The 18,160-nt window shown below is 60.0% G+C and carries 21 protein-coding genes; 12 read left to right on the forward strand and 9 right to left on the reverse strand.

What is annotated here, in order from left to right:
* Positions 1–213 precede the first annotated feature (213 nt).
* From AC1RJ3_RS19815 to AC1RJ3_RS19825, 3 genes are all read left to right on the forward strand, one after another.
* Positions 214–492 carry a hypothetical protein gene (locus tag AC1RJ3_RS19815; RefSeq protein ID WP_054596327.1) on the forward strand — a complete coding sequence of 93 codons (279 nt, stop codon included), beginning with the start codon at positions 214–216 and terminating at the stop codon, positions 490–492.
* A gap of 97 nt (positions 493–589) precedes the next feature.
* Positions 590–1,357, forward strand: a complete 768-nt coding sequence (locus AC1RJ3_RS19820) for a CHAD domain-containing protein (protein ID WP_347929351.1) — start codon at positions 590–592, stop codon at positions 1,355–1,357.
* Positions 1,358–1,479: 122 nt separating this feature from the next.
* Positions 1,480–2,277 carry an acyl-CoA thioesterase gene (locus AC1RJ3_RS19825; RefSeq protein ID WP_493080045.1) on the forward strand — a complete coding sequence of 266 codons (798 nt, stop codon included), beginning with the start codon at positions 1,480–1,482 and terminating at the stop codon, positions 2,275–2,277.
* Positions 2,278–2,282: 5 nt separating this feature from the next.
* Here the strand turns inward: AC1RJ3_RS19825 and AC1RJ3_RS19830 are convergent, their stop codons facing one another.
* The 3 genes from AC1RJ3_RS19830 to AC1RJ3_RS19840 form a co-directional block, all read right to left on the reverse strand.
* Positions 2,283–2,645, reverse strand: coding sequence for an Mpo1-like protein (locus AC1RJ3_RS19830; RefSeq protein ID WP_103315646.1), 363 nt, complete (start codon positions 2,643–2,645; stop codon positions 2,283–2,285).
* Between the two features lie 229 nt (positions 2,646–2,874).
* The gene (locus AC1RJ3_RS19835) at positions 2,875–4,356 is read right to left on the reverse strand and encodes a methyl-accepting chemotaxis protein (protein WP_054596331.1); all 1,482 of its coding nucleotides are present in this window, start codon (positions 4,354–4,356) and stop codon (positions 2,875–2,877) included.
* Between the two features lie 109 nt (positions 4,357–4,465).
* Positions 4,466–5,272, reverse strand: coding sequence for a TatD family hydrolase (locus AC1RJ3_RS19840; RefSeq protein WP_054596332.1), 807 nt, complete (start codon positions 5,270–5,272; stop codon positions 4,466–4,468).
* 234 nt (positions 5,273–5,506) lie between these two features.
* Between AC1RJ3_RS19840 and AC1RJ3_RS19845 the strand changes: the two genes are divergently transcribed.
* The 3 genes from AC1RJ3_RS19845 to AC1RJ3_RS19855 all read left to right on the forward strand — a co-directional run bounded on the left by AC1RJ3_RS19845 (position 5,507) and on the right by AC1RJ3_RS19855 (position 8,024).
* Positions 5,507–6,928, forward strand: a complete 1,422-nt coding sequence (locus AC1RJ3_RS19845; protein WP_489111767.1) for an MltF family protein — start codon at positions 5,507–5,509, stop codon at positions 6,926–6,928.
* 103 nt (positions 6,929–7,031) lie between these two features.
* A complete protein-coding gene (locus AC1RJ3_RS19850; RefSeq protein WP_347929354.1) occupies positions 7,032–7,466 on the forward strand; it encodes a DoxX family protein in 435 nt (144 codons plus the stop codon).
* Between the two features lie 249 nt (positions 7,467–7,715).
* Positions 7,716–8,024, forward strand: a complete 309-nt coding sequence (locus tag AC1RJ3_RS19855; protein WP_054596335.1) for a hypothetical protein — start codon at positions 7,716–7,718, stop codon at positions 8,022–8,024.
* 14 nt (positions 8,025–8,038) lie between these two features.
* Here the strand turns inward: AC1RJ3_RS19855 and greB are convergent, their stop codons facing one another.
* From greB to AC1RJ3_RS19870, 3 genes are read right to left on the reverse strand one after another with little or no spacing between them, the layout of a single operon-like run.
* Positions 8,039–8,536 carry a transcription elongation factor GreB gene (gene greB, locus AC1RJ3_RS19860; protein WP_019692939.1) on the reverse strand — a complete coding sequence of 166 codons (498 nt, stop codon included), beginning with the start codon at positions 8,534–8,536 and terminating at the stop codon, positions 8,039–8,041.
* Between the two features lie 34 nt (positions 8,537–8,570).
* Positions 8,571–11,075, reverse strand: coding sequence for an ABC transporter permease (locus tag AC1RJ3_RS19865; RefSeq protein ID WP_493080049.1), 2,505 nt, complete (start codon positions 11,073–11,075; stop codon positions 8,571–8,573).
* The gene (locus AC1RJ3_RS19870; RefSeq protein WP_103315652.1) at positions 11,075–11,761 is read right to left on the reverse strand and encodes an ABC transporter ATP-binding protein; all 687 of its coding nucleotides are present in this window, start codon (positions 11,759–11,761) and stop codon (positions 11,075–11,077) included. The genes AC1RJ3_RS19865 and AC1RJ3_RS19870 overlap by 1 nt, the downstream gene beginning before the upstream one ends.
* A gap of 10 nt (positions 11,762–11,771) precedes the next feature.
* Here AC1RJ3_RS19870 and AC1RJ3_RS19875 point away from each other — a divergent pair, with 10 nt between their 5' ends.
* From AC1RJ3_RS19875 to AC1RJ3_RS19885, 3 genes are all read left to right on the forward strand, one after another.
* Positions 11,772–12,377 (forward strand): arylesterase, encoded by a 606-nt coding sequence (locus tag AC1RJ3_RS19875; RefSeq protein WP_054596339.1) that lies wholly within the window; start codon positions 11,772–11,774, stop codon positions 12,375–12,377.
* Positions 12,378–12,435: 58 nt separating this feature from the next.
* Complete coding sequence (locus tag AC1RJ3_RS19880) at positions 12,436–12,729, forward strand: hypothetical protein (protein ID WP_019692935.1); 294 nt, start codon at positions 12,436–12,438, stop codon at positions 12,727–12,729.
* Positions 12,730–12,832: 103 nt separating this feature from the next.
* Entirely contained in the window at positions 12,833–13,801 is a 969-nt protein-coding gene (locus AC1RJ3_RS19885) for a L,D-transpeptidase family protein (protein ID WP_054596340.1), read from the forward strand.
* A 125-nt stretch (positions 13,802–13,926) separates the two neighbouring features.
* On the opposite strand, the gene oprI is transcribed toward AC1RJ3_RS19885, so the two are convergent.
* Positions 13,927–14,178 carry an outer membrane lipoprotei OprI gene (gene oprI, locus AC1RJ3_RS19890; protein ID WP_002553018.1) on the reverse strand — a complete coding sequence of 84 codons (252 nt, stop codon included), beginning with the start codon at positions 14,176–14,178 and terminating at the stop codon, positions 13,927–13,929.
* Between the two features lie 635 nt (positions 14,179–14,813).
* Here oprI and AC1RJ3_RS19895 point away from each other — a divergent pair.
* Positions 14,814–15,095 carry a GNAT family N-acetyltransferase gene (locus tag AC1RJ3_RS19895; RefSeq protein ID WP_019692933.1) on the forward strand — a complete coding sequence of 94 codons (282 nt, stop codon included), beginning with the start codon at positions 14,814–14,816 and terminating at the stop codon, positions 15,093–15,095.
* A 63-nt stretch (positions 15,096–15,158) separates the two neighbouring features.
* Here the strand turns inward: AC1RJ3_RS19895 and AC1RJ3_RS19900 are convergent, their stop codons facing one another.
* The gene (locus AC1RJ3_RS19900; protein WP_054596341.1) at positions 15,159–16,235 is read right to left on the reverse strand and encodes a 3-deoxy-7-phosphoheptulonate synthase; all 1,077 of its coding nucleotides are present in this window, start codon (positions 16,233–16,235) and stop codon (positions 15,159–15,161) included.
* 143 nt (positions 16,236–16,378) lie between these two features.
* Positions 16,379–16,810: a PilZ domain-containing protein gene (locus AC1RJ3_RS19905; protein ID WP_103315653.1), complete on the reverse strand. Its 432-nt coding sequence runs from the start codon at positions 16,808–16,810 to the stop codon at positions 16,379–16,381.
* Between AC1RJ3_RS19905 and AC1RJ3_RS19910 the strand changes: the two genes are divergently transcribed.
* A complete protein-coding gene (locus AC1RJ3_RS19910) occupies positions 16,809–17,195 on the forward strand; it encodes a thioredoxin family protein (protein ID WP_054596343.1) in 387 nt (128 codons plus the stop codon). The genes AC1RJ3_RS19905 and AC1RJ3_RS19910 overlap by 2 nt on opposite strands.
* Positions 17,192–18,154 (forward strand): putative 2-dehydropantoate 2-reductase, encoded by a 963-nt coding sequence (locus AC1RJ3_RS19915; RefSeq protein WP_493080053.1) that lies wholly within the window; start codon positions 17,192–17,194, stop codon positions 18,152–18,154. Before AC1RJ3_RS19910 ends, AC1RJ3_RS19915 begins: the two co-directional genes overlap by 4 nt.
* The last annotated feature ends 6 nt before the right edge of the window (positions 18,155–18,160 follow it).

Genomic DNA, 18,160 nt, shown 5'->3' on the forward strand with positions numbered 1-18,160 from the left:
TCGTCAAACAGGCTTCAACAATGCACCCATTGAGGGGCGTGCTTCAATCATGCTGACTCTGAGTCAGGCCATTAGCGTCGTTTTTTTGATACTCAATAACGGCACATGAGTATTCTCGCGGGCGCTATAGTTTCCATGGGTGGACCAAGGCACTTTTTGCAGCATTGGCCGTCTTACCTGCACGATTGTTTTTTATACCTTGAGGAATCATTGATGAAAGCCTGGATCTGTCTGCCATTGATCGCGTTGGTGCTTGCCGGTTGCGCGGGAAAATCTGCTTACCGCGACAGTTGCGGTAGTCAACTGGATGCCGCCTGGCAGGAGCTGGACATTGCCAAGGCCGAAGGTTTCGCTGGTACCGTGAGTTACTCCAAGGCGCTTTCGCTGCTGACCGGGGCCAAGACCCAGCAGCAGTTCGAGGCCTACGAGGGCTGCACTAAAAAAGCCGAGAAAGCACGCTTCTATATTCGCGAATCCCGCGCAGGGCGTTGAATTCACAATGATCTGACGCAATGTCGGCACCCGGTTTTACCGCCAGCATGAGCGTAAACTTGCGATCTGATGCTGGTTGTCGACTTGGGAGAGAGCGATGTCTGCGTTGGTGAATCGGTTGGTGGCCAAGGTGTTGGGGCTGGAAGTGCGTTTGCTGGCCTGCCAGGCGCGCTTGAGCGCCAGCGCCGACCCTGAAGCGCTGCATGACTTGCGCACGACGGTTCGCCGTTTGCGCAGCTTGTTGCGGCCATTGCGCGGTTTGCCCGGTGTCGAACAACTCGAAGCGGCAGCGGCGGGTGTTGGAAGCCTGACCACGCCGCTGCGCGACCGAGAAGTGCTGGCGGCGTACTTGCTGGCACACGGTCAAGCAGACGCGGCCAAGCGCCGAATGGTGCAAATGGCGCAGGCCTATCCGGCTGTGGCCGACAGCCCGGAATTGGCGCAGCTATTGATGATTCTCGATGCATTTCCACGCTTTTTGCGCGCCTCCCAACGTCAAGGCTTGCTCAAGGGGTTGCGTACGCGCATCGAGAAACGCCTGGCCAAACAATGGAAAGCGCTGGATGTGGCCCTGCACGATCCCGCGCATGACCGCCATCGCCTGCGGCTGTTGATCAAACGCGTGCGCTATGCGATCGAAGCCTACCCGGAACTGGATCGCTTGCCTAAAGCTGCCATGCGACGTCTCAAATCGGCACAGGAAGCGCTCGGCGACTGGCACGATTGCTGGCAATGGTTGGCCCGTGCCGAGCACGAGCCCGACTTGCTGCCTTGTGTGGCCGTCTGGCGAGCAACCATGACCAAGGCTGAAGGTCGCGCCGATCGGGTGCTCGACAAACTCATATCGGCTTGCTTCAAAGCCTGACGCGGATTGCCTTTCGTCGCCGTTGGCGGCCTATCTGTCAGCCTCTTTGGCCAGAATAGGTGCTGTACAGGCGCTGCTGGCTGGTTAAGATCCTTCGATCCTTTCCCAGCCTTGAGGTTTCCATGCGTTTTTCCGATTTGCTCGACGCCGTGCGCAGTTCGCCGCATGAGCTGTCTATTCCGGCGGAATGGGCCCAGGGCCGCGCCAGTTTCGGCGGTCTGGTCGCCGCTTTGCAGTACGAAGCCATGCGCGCGAAAGTCCCGGCGGATCGCCCGGTGCGTTCATTGGCGATCACCTTTGTCGGCCCGGTCGAACCCGGTGTGCCCGTGAGTTTTGAGGTGGACGTGCTGCGCGAAGGCAAAGCGGTCAGCCAGGTGCTGGGGCGAGCCGTGCAGAACGGCCAGGTGGTGACCCTGGTTCAGGGCAGCTTTGGTGCTTCGCGTCCTTCCGAAGTCGAGGTGGTGGCCGCGCCCGCGCCAGAGATGAAACACTGGGACGATTGCCAGGAATTGCCCTACATCAAAGGCGTGACGCCCGAGTTCATGCGCCATCTGGCGATGCGTTGGAGTGTCGGCGGTTTGCCGTTCACCGGTAATAAATCCCGGGAGATGGGCGGCTGGGTTCGCTTGCGTGGCGACGTCAAGGAAGAGCCGGTCACCGAGGCGCACATTCTGGCGCTGGTGGATGCCTGGCCTCCGGCATTGTTGCCACACCTGAAGAAACCGGCGGCGGGCAGCACGCTGACCTGGACCATCGAATTCGTTCAGCCGTTGCTGGCGTTGAGCACGTTGGACTGGTGCAAATATCTTGTGGAAATCGAACATGCCCGTGACGGATATGGCCACGCCGCCGCAGCGCTGTGGAGCGCTGAAGGGCAATTGATTGCGTTGAGCCGGCAGACGGTGACTATTTTCGCGTAAGACCTTCAGCGGTGATGGCGTTTGCGCCAGGCGCGCCACCAGCCACCGCTGAGGACAAAACGCGGGAACGTCAGGAATTGCTCGACCAGCAAGCGCGACACCGCATCTTTGCGATCACTGAACGGCTCGGAGGCTAGCGCCTCCAGGCTGTGGCCGTGGCGTTGCAAGCCAAGTGCGGCAAGCAGGCCGACGACCCCGATGGCGACGTTCAGAAAACTCAGGCCGAACACCCCGGAAACGATCAGTAGAAACGCCACGATGAACAGCGGCACGGCAATCAGGTGCAACACCAGATTGGTCGGGTGCTGGTGGTTTTGCGGGTATGCACGCCATTGCCAGGCGGGAAGGTTGGGGTGACGTTTGCCCATGTGGGGAATCCTCGATCCGTGTTGAACACATGATTGAAGGATAGGTGGGGCGGCGGTCGTCGGCGAATCAAGGTTGGCTATCGGCGCGATAGGGGGGCATGGTTGATATTGATGTTGACCGGTATGGCGCTATCGCGGGCAAGCCTTGCTCCTACGAATTTAGACTCGTCCACGCATCGCGCAGTTGGCCCAAAATCTGTAGGAGCAAGGCTTGCCCGCGATGGGCCCCTCAAAGCTTCAGTTGCCCGATCGCCTTGCTCAACTCACCCGCCAGCGTTGCCAGTTCATTGCTGGTGGTCGCCGAATCCACGGTCTGCTGCACGGTGTTCACGGTGACGTCACGGATGCTCACCACTGCGCGGTTCATCTCTTCTGCCACCTGGCTCTGCTGTTCCGCCGCCACGGCAATCTGGGTGTTGCTTTCGCGCATCTGCGCCACTGCGCCGGTGATCTCTGCCAGTGCGGCGCCAGCTTCTTGAGCCTGCTGCACACAGTCATCGGCCTTGAACGAGCTTTCCTGCATGAAGTCCACCGCATCCCGTGTCCCGGCTTGCAGCGCCGAGATCATGCTGGTGATTTCATCAGTAGAGGTCTGTACACGCTTGGCCAGATTGCGCACTTCATCGGCGACCACCGCAAAGCCCCGGCCCATTTCCCCGGCGCGTGCGGCTTCGATGGCGGCGTTCAGGGCCAGCAGGTTGGTTTGCTCGGCGATGCTGTGAATCACACTGACCACGCCGTTGATTTTCTGGCTGTCTTCGGCGAGACGCTGAATCATCTCGGCGGTTTGCTGCACCCCGCTGGAGAGTCCGGCGATGGACTGTTGTACCCGGATGACCACTTCCTGGCCACTGCCGGCTAGGCTGTCGGCGGTTTGCGAGAGGTCGCGAGTGGCGCCGGCATGTTGGGCGATGTGATAGACCGTGGCCGACATCTCATTGATCGCGGTGGCGGCCTGATCGGTTTCGCTTTGTTGGCCGAGCATGCCGTGGCGTACCTCGTTCATGCTGGCGGCCAGACGCGCCGCGCCGATATCCAGTTGGCGGGCAGTATTGGCCACGGTGTTGACCACGCGTTGGTAGCCGGCCTGCATGGCGTTGAAGGCGCTGGCCATCTGGCCCACCTCATCGGTGCAAGCCAGCGGTACGCGAGCCGACAGGTCGCCGGTTTTTTCGACGTGCAGCATCACGTCCTTGAGGGTGTTGAGCTGGGCGAGCAGAAAACGGATCAACAATTGCGAGGCGCCGAGCATCGCCAGCATCAGGATGAACACGGCTGCCGCATAGTTGGCGAATCGTTCGCCGAACACCTGACTCAAACTCGGGCCATAGGCCAGAACGGCGATCTGCTCGCCGTTGGCACGCGCTAGCACCTCGGCACCGATCAATGGGTTCTCGCCAAACAGCGGCATGTCATTGATGTCGACCCAGCCGTTGGCGTTGTTCAACTCGGGCAATGGCTGTTGGTTCAGCAGGGGGATCTGGCCTTTGCCGAAGCTCAGGAAATGCTCGGCTTCAGGCAAGGCCTGGCCGACCGGCCAGTTGCTGATCAGTCGCGCTTGAGCAACGGCCGACTGCTGTGAGGCCTGGTTGCGCGCTTGTTGCTCCAGTTGCACGGCATACAGCACCAGCAGCAGGGTGGTGACGAAGGCGACCGCGTTGACCGCCCAGAATTTGTATTTCAGCGAAATGTTGCTAAGCCAGGCACCCATGGAGGTCTTCTCTGATAGCGGAAACAGTATTGGCAAGGTGCCAGCATTGTGCCGCTACTCAGCGAAGGGCTTTTTGATGTGGATCAATGATGATCCTGGTGTAGCGGGTTCAATCAACCGACGGCAACCCGAAAAACGCTCGCGCACACGCGGTGCTGTGAGCCGCTACGTCTTCCAGGCTTTCGCCACGATGCAAGGCCACCTCACGCAGCACTTCGGTCAGATACGCCGGTTCATTGCGCCCGTTCTTGGGTTTGGGGCGCAAGCTGCGGGGCAACAGGTACGGCGCGTCGCTTTCGAGCATCAAGCGCCCGCGCGGGATCTCGCGGACCAGCGGGTGCAAGTGAGTGCCGCGACGTTCATCGCAGATCCAGCCGGTGATGCCGATATGCAGGTCGAGGTCCAGGTAGCTGAACAGCGCCCGCTTCTCGCCGGTAAAGCAATGCACCACGGCGGCCGGTAGTTGGTCGCGGTAGTCGCGCAGGATTTCCAGCAGACGCTGGCTGGCGTCGCGTTCATGGAGGAAGACCGGCAGTTGCAGTTCGACGGCCATTGCCAGGTGCTCTTCGAGCACTTTTTCCTGTTGCGGACGCGGCGAGAAGTCACGATTGAAATCCAGCCCGCATTCGCCGACCGCCCGCACGTTTGGCTCCTTGAGCAAACTGCGCAAGCGCTGAGCGCTGTCGGCATTCCAGTCACTGGCCGAATGCGGGTGGATACCGGCGGTGGAGAACAACCGCTGGCCGGTTTCGTCCAGTTGCTGGCACAACTCCAGGGCCTGTTCACTGCCTTCGACACTGGTGCCGGTCAGTACCAATTGGCAGACGCCAGCGGCATACGCGCGATCGAGTACCGCCTGGTGTTTGTCGGCAAAACTGGGGTTGGTCAGGTTGACGCCGATATCGATGAGTTGCATGGTGTGACCCTAGGCCTGCGGCCGGAAAGCATACCAGAGCTGTAGATTTATAATAAAAACGAAGAACTACAAAGAGTTAAAGCTGTCTTTTGATGCCGGAAGAGAGCTTCGACGAGCCAGATGGCCGTCGCGGCTGCGCTCTTTCGCACTCTGCCAGCGCTCCAGGCGCTCTGTTTCTGTCGACCCACGGCTCGAAATATCGAGACGTTGGACAGTATTCTTTCCGGAGAACGGATGACACGACTCCAGGTTTTGCTAGTGCTGTGCTTGTCGATGCTGCTGCCGATGCCGGCCGTTGCGCGGTTGGCGGGTCCCTTGGAAGCCGTTCAGTCGGGCAAGGTCCGCGATCTGGCGGAAATCCGCGGCAGCCGTGTATTGCGGGTGCTGGTCAATCAGAGCCGGAACAGTTCCGGCGAGGTCCAGGGCCAGGCCATCGGCGTTGAATACCATCGCCTGCGAGCCTTCGAACAGTACCTCAATGGCCATGCCCGTGACGGCCAGGAAATCTCCCTCAAGATCATCCCCAAAGCCAAGGATCAATTGCTCGGCGCGTTACAGCGCGGCGAGGGTGACCTGGTAGCGCCGGGGGAGTTGCTCGATGCGCAGTCCGCACACGCGGTCAGCACCAGCGAGCCGATAGGTGCAAACGTGCCATTGCTGCTGGTGGGGATCAAGGGCGAGCGCCGCTATACCCGGCTTGAACAACTTTCCGGTAAAACCCTGGCGCTGCCCGCCGGTAGCACGGCCGGTGAGGCAATCAACCAGATCAATCAGAAGCTGGCGCTGCACAAGCTGCCACCGGTCAAGGTCGAATGGGTCGACCCGAGCCTGGCGGTCGAAGACGTGCTGGAGATGGTGCAGGGCGGGATTTTCCACCTGACCATCGTCGAGCAACCGATTGCCGAGCGCTGGGGCAAGATCCTGCCCAAGCTGCGTTTCGATCGGCAGGTGGTCATCAGCGAGCCCGGCAAGGAGTACTGGTTCGTCCGTCGTGACGCATCGATGTTGCGAGCGAGCATCGATCGCTTCCTGCAAACCTATAAAACCCCGTCCGATGAGGATGTGGCTTTCCTGCGTATTTACCGACGCCTGTATCAGGTTCACTACCCGCTGGAACGCGCTGACCGTCAACGTCTTGAGAAGCTGCGCCCGGTCTTGCAAAGGCACGCCCGAGAACAGGGTATGGACTGGTTGAACCTGGCGGCGCTGGCGTTCAAGGAATCGGCGCTGGAGCCAAGCGCCCGCAGCGGCAGTGGCCCGACCGGGTTGATGCAAATTACCCCGTCGGCGGCGCAGCGGGTCGGGGTCAATAACATTCAGTCCGTGGACAACAATGTGCAGGCCGGGGCCAAGTACCTGGCGCTGATCCGTCGCAAGTTTTTCGCCAGCCCCAAGCTCAATGAGCGTGAGCGCATGGCTTTCGTTCTGGCGGCCTACAACCTTGGGCCGGAACGTGTTCAAGGGATGCGTGCCGAGGCCCGGCGCCGGGGCTTGAACCCCAATCAGTGGTTTTTCCAGGTCGAGCGCATTGCTATGGAGCAGGTGGGAATGGGTCCTGTCAGCTATGTTAATAGTGTGAATAAATACTTTTTGGCATATGACCGGGAGCGGGAGTCATTGGAGCCTCAAGGTCAGAAAGTTGTCTCACGTAAATGATCGACTAAACTGATTGTTATGGCGGGTTTTTTGCGCTTTTAACATTATCTTTACTGATTAATATAGCGGTCAACCAACACACACTTACACTGGATGACATAGCATGAGCACACTGATCAACAAGGTACTGTCCACCCGCGCTGGCTACGGTCTGACCGTTATGCGGATCTTCGTCGGCCTCATCTTCGCGGCCCACGGCTCACAGAAGCTCTTCGGCATGTTCGGCGGTTATGGCATTGCCGGCACCGCGCAGTACATGGAAAGCATCGGCCTGGCACCGGGTCACCTGATGGCGATCCTGGCGGGTGGTACCGAGTTCTTCGCCGGTCTGGCGCTGGTCATCGGTCTGCTGGCACGCCCGGCAGCGCTAGGGCTGGCCTTCCTCTCACTGGTCGCGATTTTCTCGGTGCACATTCACAATGGTTTGTTCATGGCCAACAACGGCTATGAATATGCCCTGACCCTGCTCGGCGTCAGCATCGCCGTACTGATCGAAGGCGCAGGCAAGTTGTCGGTAGATCGTGCCATCAGCGGCTAACCGCTCTGACTCAACCAAAAGACCCGCATTGTGCGGGTCTTTTTTTGTTGCGCGAGATTCTTGACACTGTCCTGTCGGCTTCTCTAGGATGCTTGCCATGCGCCGATTTAAACAGCTACTTGCGGGGCGCCAGGTAACTCATCCAGTTGCCGATAGAAGCTTGAAACAGGCTTCGAAATACCGCTAAAGCGCTGGTTCGGTGTTGCCTCTCACCTGCCATGCAGACTTTTGAGGCCGAGACACGACACGATGAATGCACTACGCCCCCCAGTACGTCCTGCGCCGATTACGGCACACCCGACCCAGCGCAATCCAAAAATCCTCCTTGGCGGTAATCATCAGCCGACCCTGTTGCGTTATCTCGATGGCTGGCCACGTCGTACCGGCGGCCCTGCAGCGTTCCTGATCCAGTTTGTCGAAGACGGCGAATCGCTGGCGCGCTTTGCCAGCGACAGCTTCGATCTGGCGGTGATCCAGTCGCCCAGCGCCGAAGACGCGCCCGAAGTGATCAGGCAACTGACGCGTGTTGCGCGCCAAGGGTTGATTACCCGTCGCTGAGGTCTTGCCGAGATTCAGGGATAGTCGATTGCGACGATGTACACGAACTGCTCGCCAGTAGGCGTCTGTACCCGGACTTCGGCATCCAGCGCCTTGCCGATCAAGGCCCGCGCCAGCGGTGAATCGATGCTGATCAGACCTAGCTTGAGATCAAGCTCATCCGGGCCGACGATGCGATAGCGCGACTCTTTGCCGTGTTCATCCTCGATGGTCACCCAGGCCCCAAAGTAGACCTTGTTGGGATCACTGGGTTTTTCGCTGACAACCTTGAGCGCTTCCAGCCGCTTGGTGAGAAACCGCACGCGGCTGTCGATCTCGCGCAGCATTTTTTTGCCGTAGGTGTACTCGGCGTTTTCAGAGCGGTCGCCCTGCGCAGCGGCCTCGCTGACCGATTGGGTCACCTGGGGGCGGCGTACATGCCAGAGCTCATGGAACTCGGCACGCATCCGCGCTTCGCCCTCAGGCGTGATGAGGGCGGTGCCGGCGGTGCGAGGAGGGCGATAGCGGCTCATTGCGGTTTCTTTTGGTCAGGAGGCATCAAGTTTATCAACCCTCGCGCAAGACTGTCAGGGGGCTGGCATTCAGCGCCCGACGAGTGCCGAACACGCCCGCGCCGCCGATCAGCAGCGCCCCAATCACCGGCAACCACAGCAGCCACGGATGCGGATGCCAGGCCAGATCGAATGCATAGCGGTAAAGCACCAGGCTCACCAGTTCCGAGCCCAGCGCCGCGAGTAAACCGCTGACGGCTCCGAGCAAGCCGAACTCGATCCGCCGCGCCTTGACCAGCAACTGCCGTTCGGCGCCCAGCGCACGTAGCAATGCACCTTGGCGAATGCGCTCGTCGAGTGTCGCCTGCAAGCCGGAAAACAGCACCGCCATGCCGGCCGCCAGCACGAACAACAACACGTACTCGACCGCCAGCGTGACTTGCTCAAGGATGCTGCGCAGCTGCGCCAGCAAGGCTTCGACCTGCAGAATGGTCACGGCCGGGAACGCTCGCGCCAGGTCGATGATCTGTTGGTCATGACCTGCCGCCAGGTAAAAACTGGTCAGGTAAGTAGCCGGCAGGTCTTTCAAGGTGCCGGGCTGGAAGATCATGAAGAAGTTCGGCTGGAAGTTGTCCCAGTTGATCTTGCGCAAGCTGGTGACCTGCACCTCGCGGTTGACCCCGCCGATGCTGAAAACCAGATGATCGCCGAGCTTGAGCTTCAGGCTCTCGGCCACTTTGCCTTCCACCGAAACACCGGGTACATCGCCTGTCGGCTGCGCAGACCACCAACTACCAGCCGTGATGCTGTTGCCGGCGGGCAGGTCGGCAGCCCAGGTCAGGCTCAGGTCGCGCTGGATGGCCCGATCACCTTCGGTGTCCTTGCTGACGATGCCTTGCACCGGTTCGCCGTTGATGCTGATCAGCCGTCCCGGCACCACCGGGTACAGTGGCGCCGATTGCGCGGAGAGTTCGATCAGCCGATCAGTGAAGGCCTGTTTGTCGGCGGGCAAAATATTCAGTGCGAAGTAGTTGGGGGCGTTTTTTGGCAACTGGTTTTGCCAGGTATCCAGCAACTCACCGCGCAACAGGGCGATCAGCGCCATCGACAATAGAATCAAGCCGAAGGCCAGCGATTGTCCCGCCGCCGCCAATGGGTGACGCAGCAATTGGCCCAGACCCAGCCGCCACGGCAAGGACGCACGGGCCAACAGGCGCCGCAGGCTGTTGAGTACCAGCAGCAACAGGCCGCCGAGGACCAGTGCGGCGATGACACCGCCACCGAGCAGGGCGAAGGTCAGCAGCAGGTCCAGGCTCAAGCGCCACATGATCAGGCCCAAGGCTGCCAGTGCGGTGCCGTAAACCATCCAGGTGCTGGAAGGGATTGGCAGTATGTCGCGGCGCAGTACCCGCAGCGGTGGTACGCGACCCAGTGCCGCCAGTGGCGGCAGGGCGAATCCGGCGAGTGCTACCAGTCCGGTGCCGATCCCGGCGACGGCCGGCAGCAGCCCGCCTGGCGGTACATCGCTGGGCAGCAATTCACCCAGCAAGGCGAACAACCCCAGCTGCGCGAGCCAGCCGAGGAGGGCGCCGCTGAGGCTGGCCAGCAGGCCGAGTACAGTCAGTTGTACGCTGAACAGCAGCAGGGTTTCCCGACGCGATAAACCCAGGCAGCGCAGCAGCGCGCTGGCGTCGAAGCGGCGAGTGGCGAATCGGGTCGCCGAGAGCGCCACGGCAACGCCGGACAACAGCACGGCGACCAGGCTGGCCATGTTCAAGTAACGTTCGGCTTTGCCCAGCGCACCGCCGATTTGCCGGTTGCCATCGCGGGCGTCCTGCAGGCGCTGGTTGGCGGCCAGCCCCGGTTTGATCAGCTCTCGATAGGTTTCCAGGGCCGGTGCCGTGCCGCGCCAGAGTTCGTGGTAACTGACCCGGCTGCCGGGCTGGACCACACCGGTGGCCGCCAGGTCGGCGAGATTGATCATCACTCGGGGCGTGAGGCTGTAGAAATTGCCGGCACGGTCCGGTTCATAGGTCAGCACGCGAGTCAGGTGCAGGGTTTTCATGCCGACGTCGATGGTGTCACCGACCTTCAGATTCAGTGCCGTCAGCAGGCGCGCTTCGGCCCAGGCTTCGCCCGGTTTCGGACTTCCACCGGCCTCTTCGGGAGCGAACGGGGCGGGCGCGCTTTTCAGTTGGCCGCGTAATGGATAGACCCCGTCGACCGCTTTGATGCTCGACAGCTGAATGCCGTTGTCGGTGGCGATGACGCTGGAAAACTCCACCACTTGCGCGTGTTGCAGCCCCAGCTCCTTGCCGGATTGAATTTGTTCCGGGCGCGCGGGCGAGCTGCCTTCCAGCAGCATATCCGCCCCCAGAAACTCGGTGGCGCGCAGCAGCATGGCGCCGTTCAGGCGGGCACCGAAATAGCCGATGGCGGTACTCGCCGCCACGGCGACCAACAGGGCGAAGAACAACACCCGCAGTTCTCCGGCGCGGGCATCGCGCAGCAATTGGCGAATGGCGAGACTGAACAGGCGCAATAGCGGCAAACGTACCATCAAGGCTCCAGAGGGGCGACGACCAACAGGCCGGCTTCAAGGCGGATCAGACGGTGGCAACGGTGTGCCAGGCGTTCGTCGTGGGTCACCAGGACCAGCGTCGTGCCGCTTTCTTTATTGAGTTCAAAGAGCAGGTCGCTGATGTGCTCGCCAGTATGCGTGTCGAGGTTGCCGGTAGGTTCGTCGGCAAACAGCACGTCGGGTTCGGCGGCAAATGCCCGGGCGATCGCCACGCGCTGTTGTTCGCCACCGGAAAGCTGGCGCGGCGAATGGCTCAGGCGTTGGCCCAGGCCAACGCGGCGCAGCAGTTCGGTGGCGCGTTCGCGGGCGTCTTTGCGACCGTCCAGCTCGAGTGGCAACATGACGTTTTCCAGGGCGTTGAGGCTGTCGAGCAACTGGAACGACTGGAACACGAAGCCGACGTGCTCGGCGCGTATCCGCGCGCGCTGGTCTTCATCCAGATTGCTCAGGGCTTGCCCGGCAAGGGTGACTTCGCCGCTGCTGGGCAGGTCGAGACCCGCCAGCAAACCCAGCAGGGTAGATTTGCCGGAGCCGGAACTGCCGACGATCGCCAGGCTGTCGCCCTTGTTCAGTTCCAGGTTGAGTTCGTGCAGGATGGTCAGTTCACCTTCCGCGCTGGGAACCACTTTGCTAAGGTTCCGCGCAGTGAGAATGCTTGCGCCCATGGAGAGTCCGATGCGTGTGTGGTTTTTGAGTGCTGGCCTGGCCTTGATGTGCATGGCCCAGAACGCAGCGGCGGGTACAGTCCTGATCGTTGGCGATAGTATCAGCGCAGCTTTCGGCCTGGATACCCGGCAAGGGTGGGTGTCGTTGCTCGAGCAGCGGCTCAAGCACGAAGGTTTCACCGAGACGGTGGTCAATGCGTCCATCAGTGGCGACACCAGTGCCGGCGGCCAGGCACGCCTGCCGGCGTTGCTTGTGGAGCATAAGCCTGAGGTGGTGATTCTCGAGTTGGGGGGCAACGACGGGCTGCGCGGATTGCTGCCAACGCAATTGCAACAAAATCTTGCGTCGATGATCGACAACGCCAGGGCCAGCGGTGCCAGGGTGCTGCTGCTGGGTATGCAATTGCCACCCAATTATGGGGTGCGCTACACCGAGGCGTTCGCGAAGGTCTACAGCGATCTGGCCGAGGAGAAAAAAGTCCCGCTGGTGCCGTTTTTCCTTCAGGGAATCGGCGGGAATCCCGAGCTGATGCAGGCCGATGGCATTCATCCGGCGGTCGCGGCACAGGGCAAGTTGCTGGAAAATGTCTGGCCTACGCTAAAACCGCTGTTATGACGCTTTTCTAGCGGCAGTCTTTCGGCTAATGTGGCGCCCCCCTGATTTGGAGCCCCCGATGCCGCGTCCTGCCTGGTCCCTGTTTGCCTACCAACTGATCGAGCCTGACGAACAGCTGGATCTGTTCGCCTGCCAGGAAGTCCGGGTGCATCTGGTGACGCGTCAACTGGAGTTGGGTGGCTCGGCCGACCGTACCCTGTGCGGCACTTTGCTGCCGGCACAACCGCGCTGGTCGAGCGTCGATCGGACGGTGTTTCAGGACCAGCGACTGTGCTCGCTATGCCGGGCGATCCTGGAATCGCAAAAGCGCGGCACATCGCCGATCTGGCCCGAGTTGCGCTTCGAGCTGTAAAGCCCTCAAAGGGTAGTCCATCGACCCGGCTCCCCGAATTCGGGGGCTTCGGTGTACAATCTTGCCCCCATACCCTCTGTTGATCATACGAAGGATGTTCCGGATGCTGCCGCGCTTTCCTGCCGTCACCCGCTACTTGTCTCTTGCCGCCTTGTGTGTAGCGGGTCCCGTTGCAGCATTGGAGCTGCCTTTACCGCCGCCGGGCGAAGATATCGTCGGCCAGGTGCAAACGGTCAAAGCCAAGTACGAAGACACCTTTGCCGATCTGGGCACCACCTACGATCTGGGCTACCTGGAAATGGTCGCCGCCAACCCGGGCGTCGATCCGTGGTTGCCGGGTGCTGGTACCGAAGTCGTACTGCCAACACGCTTCATCCTGCCACCAGGCCCGCGTGAAGGCATCGTGATCAACCTGGCCGAGTATCGCCTCTACTACTACCCCAAAGGCCGGAACGTGGTGTACACCTTCCCGCTGGGTATTGGTCGTGAAGGCTGGGGCTCACCCATCGCCCACACCAGCATCACTGCCAAAACACCGAACCCGACCTGGACCCCTCCAGCCTCGATCAAGGCTGAACACGCCGCCGATGGCGATCCGCTGCCAAACGTCGTGCCGGCCGGCCCGGACAACCCGCTGGGGCCGTTCAAGTTCACGTTGGGCACACCGGGCTACCTGATTCACGGTTCGAACAAGAAGTTCGGTATCGGCATGCGTACCAGCCATGGCTGCTTCCGCATGTTCAACAACAATGTGCTGGAAATGGCCGGCATGGTGCCGGTGGGAACGTCGGTGCGGATCCTCAACGACCCGTACAAGTTCGGCATGAGTGGCGGCAAGGTTTACCTGGAGGCGCATACGCCGCTGGACGACACTGGCAACCCGTCGGTGGTCGACAAGCACACCGCGGTGATCAACGCTTTGCTCAAGCGTGAAGACCTGGCCAAGAACCTGCGCATGAACTGGGATGTGGTGCGCGACGTGGTCGCCGCTGAAGATGGTATGCCGGTGGAAATCGCTGTACCGAATACCTCCGCGCCTGTGGCGTCGGCTGTACCGATCGATCTGCAGTAAGCGCTTCAAACGACCCGCCGGGGCCTCACAGCGTCGGCGGGTTTTTTATTGCCCTCGGCAAAATCGGGGCAATAAAAAAGCCGACCCAAAAAATGGATCGGCTTGATAACAGTCCCGAGGGACTATTACTTGCGGCTAGCTTTGTCCAGCATGCGCAGAGCACGCTCGTTAGCTTCGTCAGCAGTCTGTTGTGCTTTTTGAGCAGCAGCCAGAGCTTCATCAGCTTTACGGTAGGCTTCGTCTGCACGAGCCTGGGAGCGAGCTGCTGCGTCTTCAGTAGCAGTCAGACGTGCTTCGGTTTCTTTCGATACGCTGCTGCAACCGGTAGCCAGAACTGCGGCCAGAGCCAGAGCAGAGAATTTCAGAACGTTGTTCATCGTGTTCCCCTTCAAGGACTTTCTATTAAGTAGCTGTCTCCTCAGAGTGAGGAAATAGCCGGCATACATACTACCCATTACTTGTAGTAAGTAAACTGACGTAGCGCAAGAAGCAAAAAAAATTGTAGGCGCGGAATCTTTTTCGAGCAACTTTTAATCGTGTTGTATAAAAATTAGTCAGCTGGGAAGCCCGCCCTGAGCGACCTGCTTGTATAGCTGACAGACGAATATGACTGTTTCACGCTCTAGAGCCCAAGTCGCTCTATATCGATTCGTCTACACTTTTGTTCAGAATTTGCGGAGCGGCTCACGCCTCTTTGTGCATCTAGAGGTGACTTTAACAAGGCCGGTTCGTCTTAAGTCTCAACATCCGGCAATGTTCAGGCTATCGACCAGGGGAGATGTTCGGTCGAGCCGCCACTACGTGCCCTGCGCTGGACCGACGCAATCGACATGATGACAAGTGCGCCTTGAGCATTTCAGCCTTTGGTGACTACTATTCGAAATGTGTCCGGTTGCGCGAGATGGCTGCAGTTCCTCTCGGTGTCCAAACAGACACGGGGTGGCGTAGAGGTTCCTTCGCCGGGAAAACATCGGTAAGGTAGGGGTCAGTTCAAGACCCGCGAGGAGTAGTGATGAGCGAGGCGTTGTCCATCCACCATGACCAGGCTGGTCATCAGTTCGAGACCAATGTGGACGGTCATCGTGCCTACCTGACCTATATGGATCTAGGGAAACAGACCTTGGATATCTATCGTACTTTCGTGCCCAACGCGCTGCGTGGTCGCGGTATTGCGGCGGCGTTGACCGAACAGGCGCTGCAGTACGCCGAGGAAATGGGCTACACAGTCATTCCGTCGTGTTCCTACGTGGAGCGCTACATGGAACGTCACCAACGGCATGCGGCCAAGCTCTGAGCAGGATCACCGAATAAAAAAACGCCGGGCTTAGCCCGGCGTTTTTGTGTGCGCTGAATGCAGTCAGGTGCGCTGACGTTTCGGCAGCACATCCTTGAGCTTGGCATGCATGCTGCGCAAGGTGTTTTCGGTCGCTGTCCAATCGATGCAGGCGTCGGTGATCGACACGCCGTATTGCAACTCGGCGAGGTCTTTCGGAATCGCCTGGCAACCCCAGTTCAAATGGCTTTCGACCATCAGGCCGATGATCGACTGGTTGCCTTCGAGGATCTGGTTGGCGACGTTCTCCATCACCAGTGGTTGCAGCGCCGGGTCCTTGTTGGAGTTGGCGTGGCTGCAGTCGACCATGATGTTCGGCTTGATCTTCGCCTTGTTCAGCGCTTGCTCGCAGAGTGCGACGCTGACCGAATCGTAGTTCGGCTTGCCGTTGCCGCCGCGCAGTACTACGTGACCGTAGGCATTGCCCTTGGTGGTGACGATCGACACGCCACCTTCCTGGTTGATCCCCAGGAAGCGGTGCGGGCTGGAAACCGATTGCAGGGCGTTGATGGCAACCGTCAGGCCACCGTCGGTGCCGTTCTTGAAGCCGACTGCCGAGGAAAGGCCCGAAGCCATTTCACGGTGCGTCTGGGATTCGGTGGTGCGTGCGCCAATCGCCGACCAGCTGATCAGGTCCTGCAGGTACTGTGGCGAGATCGGGTCAAGGGCTTCGGTCGCCGTCGGCAGGCCCATTTCGGCCAGGTCCAGCAGCAACTGACGACCAATGTGCAAGCCATCCTGAATCTTGAACGAGTCATCCAGGTACGGGTCGTTGATCAGGCCTTTCCAGCCGACAGTGGTACGAGGCTTCTCGAAATAGACCCGCATGACCAGATACAGGGTATCGGACACTTCAGCGGCGAGTACCTTGAGGCGCTCGGCATATTCGTGTGCAGCCTTGATGTCGTGGATCGAGCAAGGCCCGATGACGACGAACAGGCGGTGGTCGGTGCCATCCAGGATATTGCGAATGACTTCGCGGCCCTTGGTCACGGTGCGCAGGGCAGCATCGCTCAGGGGGATATCACGCTTGAGCTGGTCAGGAGTGATCAGCGTCTCGTTGGAGGCGACGTTTAGGTCATTGATCGGTAAATCAGCCATCGTGTTACTCGTCAGGTCACGGGTGCCGGCCGCCAGCGATCCCCGCGCGGCGGAGCACAGCATGATTTAAGCGCAGCGGGGAGCCGAACCTTAGCGCGTTACGCGGTGGCTCGACAATGGGCAGGCGCGGGTTTATCCAGCGTTTACTGCGCAAAGGCCTGTCGAACGGTCTCGTGAGAGTACTCGGTGGCATGCTGGTCGAGCCATTTTAGGGCCAGCGCATCGACGCCTTGCTGTTCAACCTGGGGCTTTTGCTGACGGCAAAAACGTTCGATCTGGCAGACCTGCTCGCCCATTCGCGCTTTAAACAGGGTCTGTTCGTCAATGAATGCGATGCCGACCAGATAACCGTGCTTTCGTCGCAGGCACCAGGCCACGTAGCCCAGATAACAGACATTTTCGCTCAGGGTCGGCATTCGCACTTCCAGTGCCGTTCCTTTGCGCCAGGCGCGGTGGTAATTGCAAGCCACGCCTCCGAGACTGATAGTGTGCAGTTCTTGCCGAGAAATACACTGATGCTTGCGCAACGTTAACTCGACAGGCACATCGTCAGGATGAGGAATAAAGCGCCCCATGAACACAGACTCCAAGTGTCGGTCTTTCGACAGTGCTTCACCCAGTATAGTTGTCGAATGCGAGCTGACTGATTTCGATGCCGACCAGCGGCTGTTGGCGATGAGTGGTGTGTCGCTGGTGATTTTTACCAGCGTCGGCTGTTCCAGTTGCCGTTGGGCGCGCCAGCAGTTGCCGGAACTGGAGCTTGAAGTCGATCAGCTGTGCTGGATCGACGCGGGGAACAACGGTGGTGTGGTGGAGCGTTATCAGGTCTTTCATTTGCCCGCGTTGTTTGTCGTGCGCGATGGCGAGTTTTATGGGGCGTTACAGTCGCGCCTGGCCCGCACCGAACTGAATGCTGCGCTGGGGCAGGCGCTGAGTCGAAATCCAGAGGAGTTGCCATGACGGGCACTGCAGTTGAAAAGCCGAGAATCGGCATTATCGGCACCGGAGCAATCGGTGGCTTTTACGGTGTGATGCTGGCGCGGGCCGGGTTCGATGTGCACTTTCTGTTGCGCAGCGAGTTTTCAGCGGTCGCCGAACGCGGCCTGCAACTCAACAGCGCGCCCTATGGCGCGTTGACCTTGAATCCGGTTCAGGCGTATTCGTCGGCCGACGATATGCCGCTGTGCGATTGGTTGCTGGTCGGCGCGAAAACCACCAGCAACGCCGAGCTTGCACCGGCGATCATCAAGGCCGCGGCGCCGGGGGCGAAGGTCCTGTTGCTGCAAAATGGCCTGGATGTCGAAGACAGCCTGCGCGATCTGTTACCCGACTCACTGCACTTGTTGGGTGGGCTGTGCTTTATCTGCGTGCATCGTTCGGGGCCCGGAGTGATCGAACATCAGGCACTCGGTGCGGTGAACGTGGGTTATCACAGCGGACCGGCGCTTGATGACGAGACGGCGCGTCAGGCGATTGTCGAGCAAGGGGCAGGGTTGTTTCGTACCGCCGGTCTTGAATCGCAGGCGATGAGCAACCTTCAGCAGGCGCGCTGGCAAAAACTGGTCTGGAATGTTCCTTACAACGGTTTATCGGTCTTGCTCGGCGCGAGCACGACACCGCTGATGACTGATGACAGCAGCCGTGAACTGATTCAGGCATTGATGGCCGAAGTGGTGAAGGGCGCACTTGCCTGTGGCCACAGCATGCCGCCGGGGTATGCCGAGCACCTGTTCAAGGTCACCGAAAAAATGCCCGACTACTGGCCGAGCATGTACCACGACTACCAGCATAAACGGCCACTGGAACTGGCTGCGATTTATGCGCGGCCACTGGCAGCCGCCAAGGCCGCCGGTTGCGAGTTGCCGAAAATCGAGGCCTTGTATCAGGCCCTGGATTTTATCGATCGGCATAACGGTTAAGTCGTT

The sequence above is a fragment of the Pseudomonas sp. GW822-FHT04C11 genome (assembly GCF_058800905.1).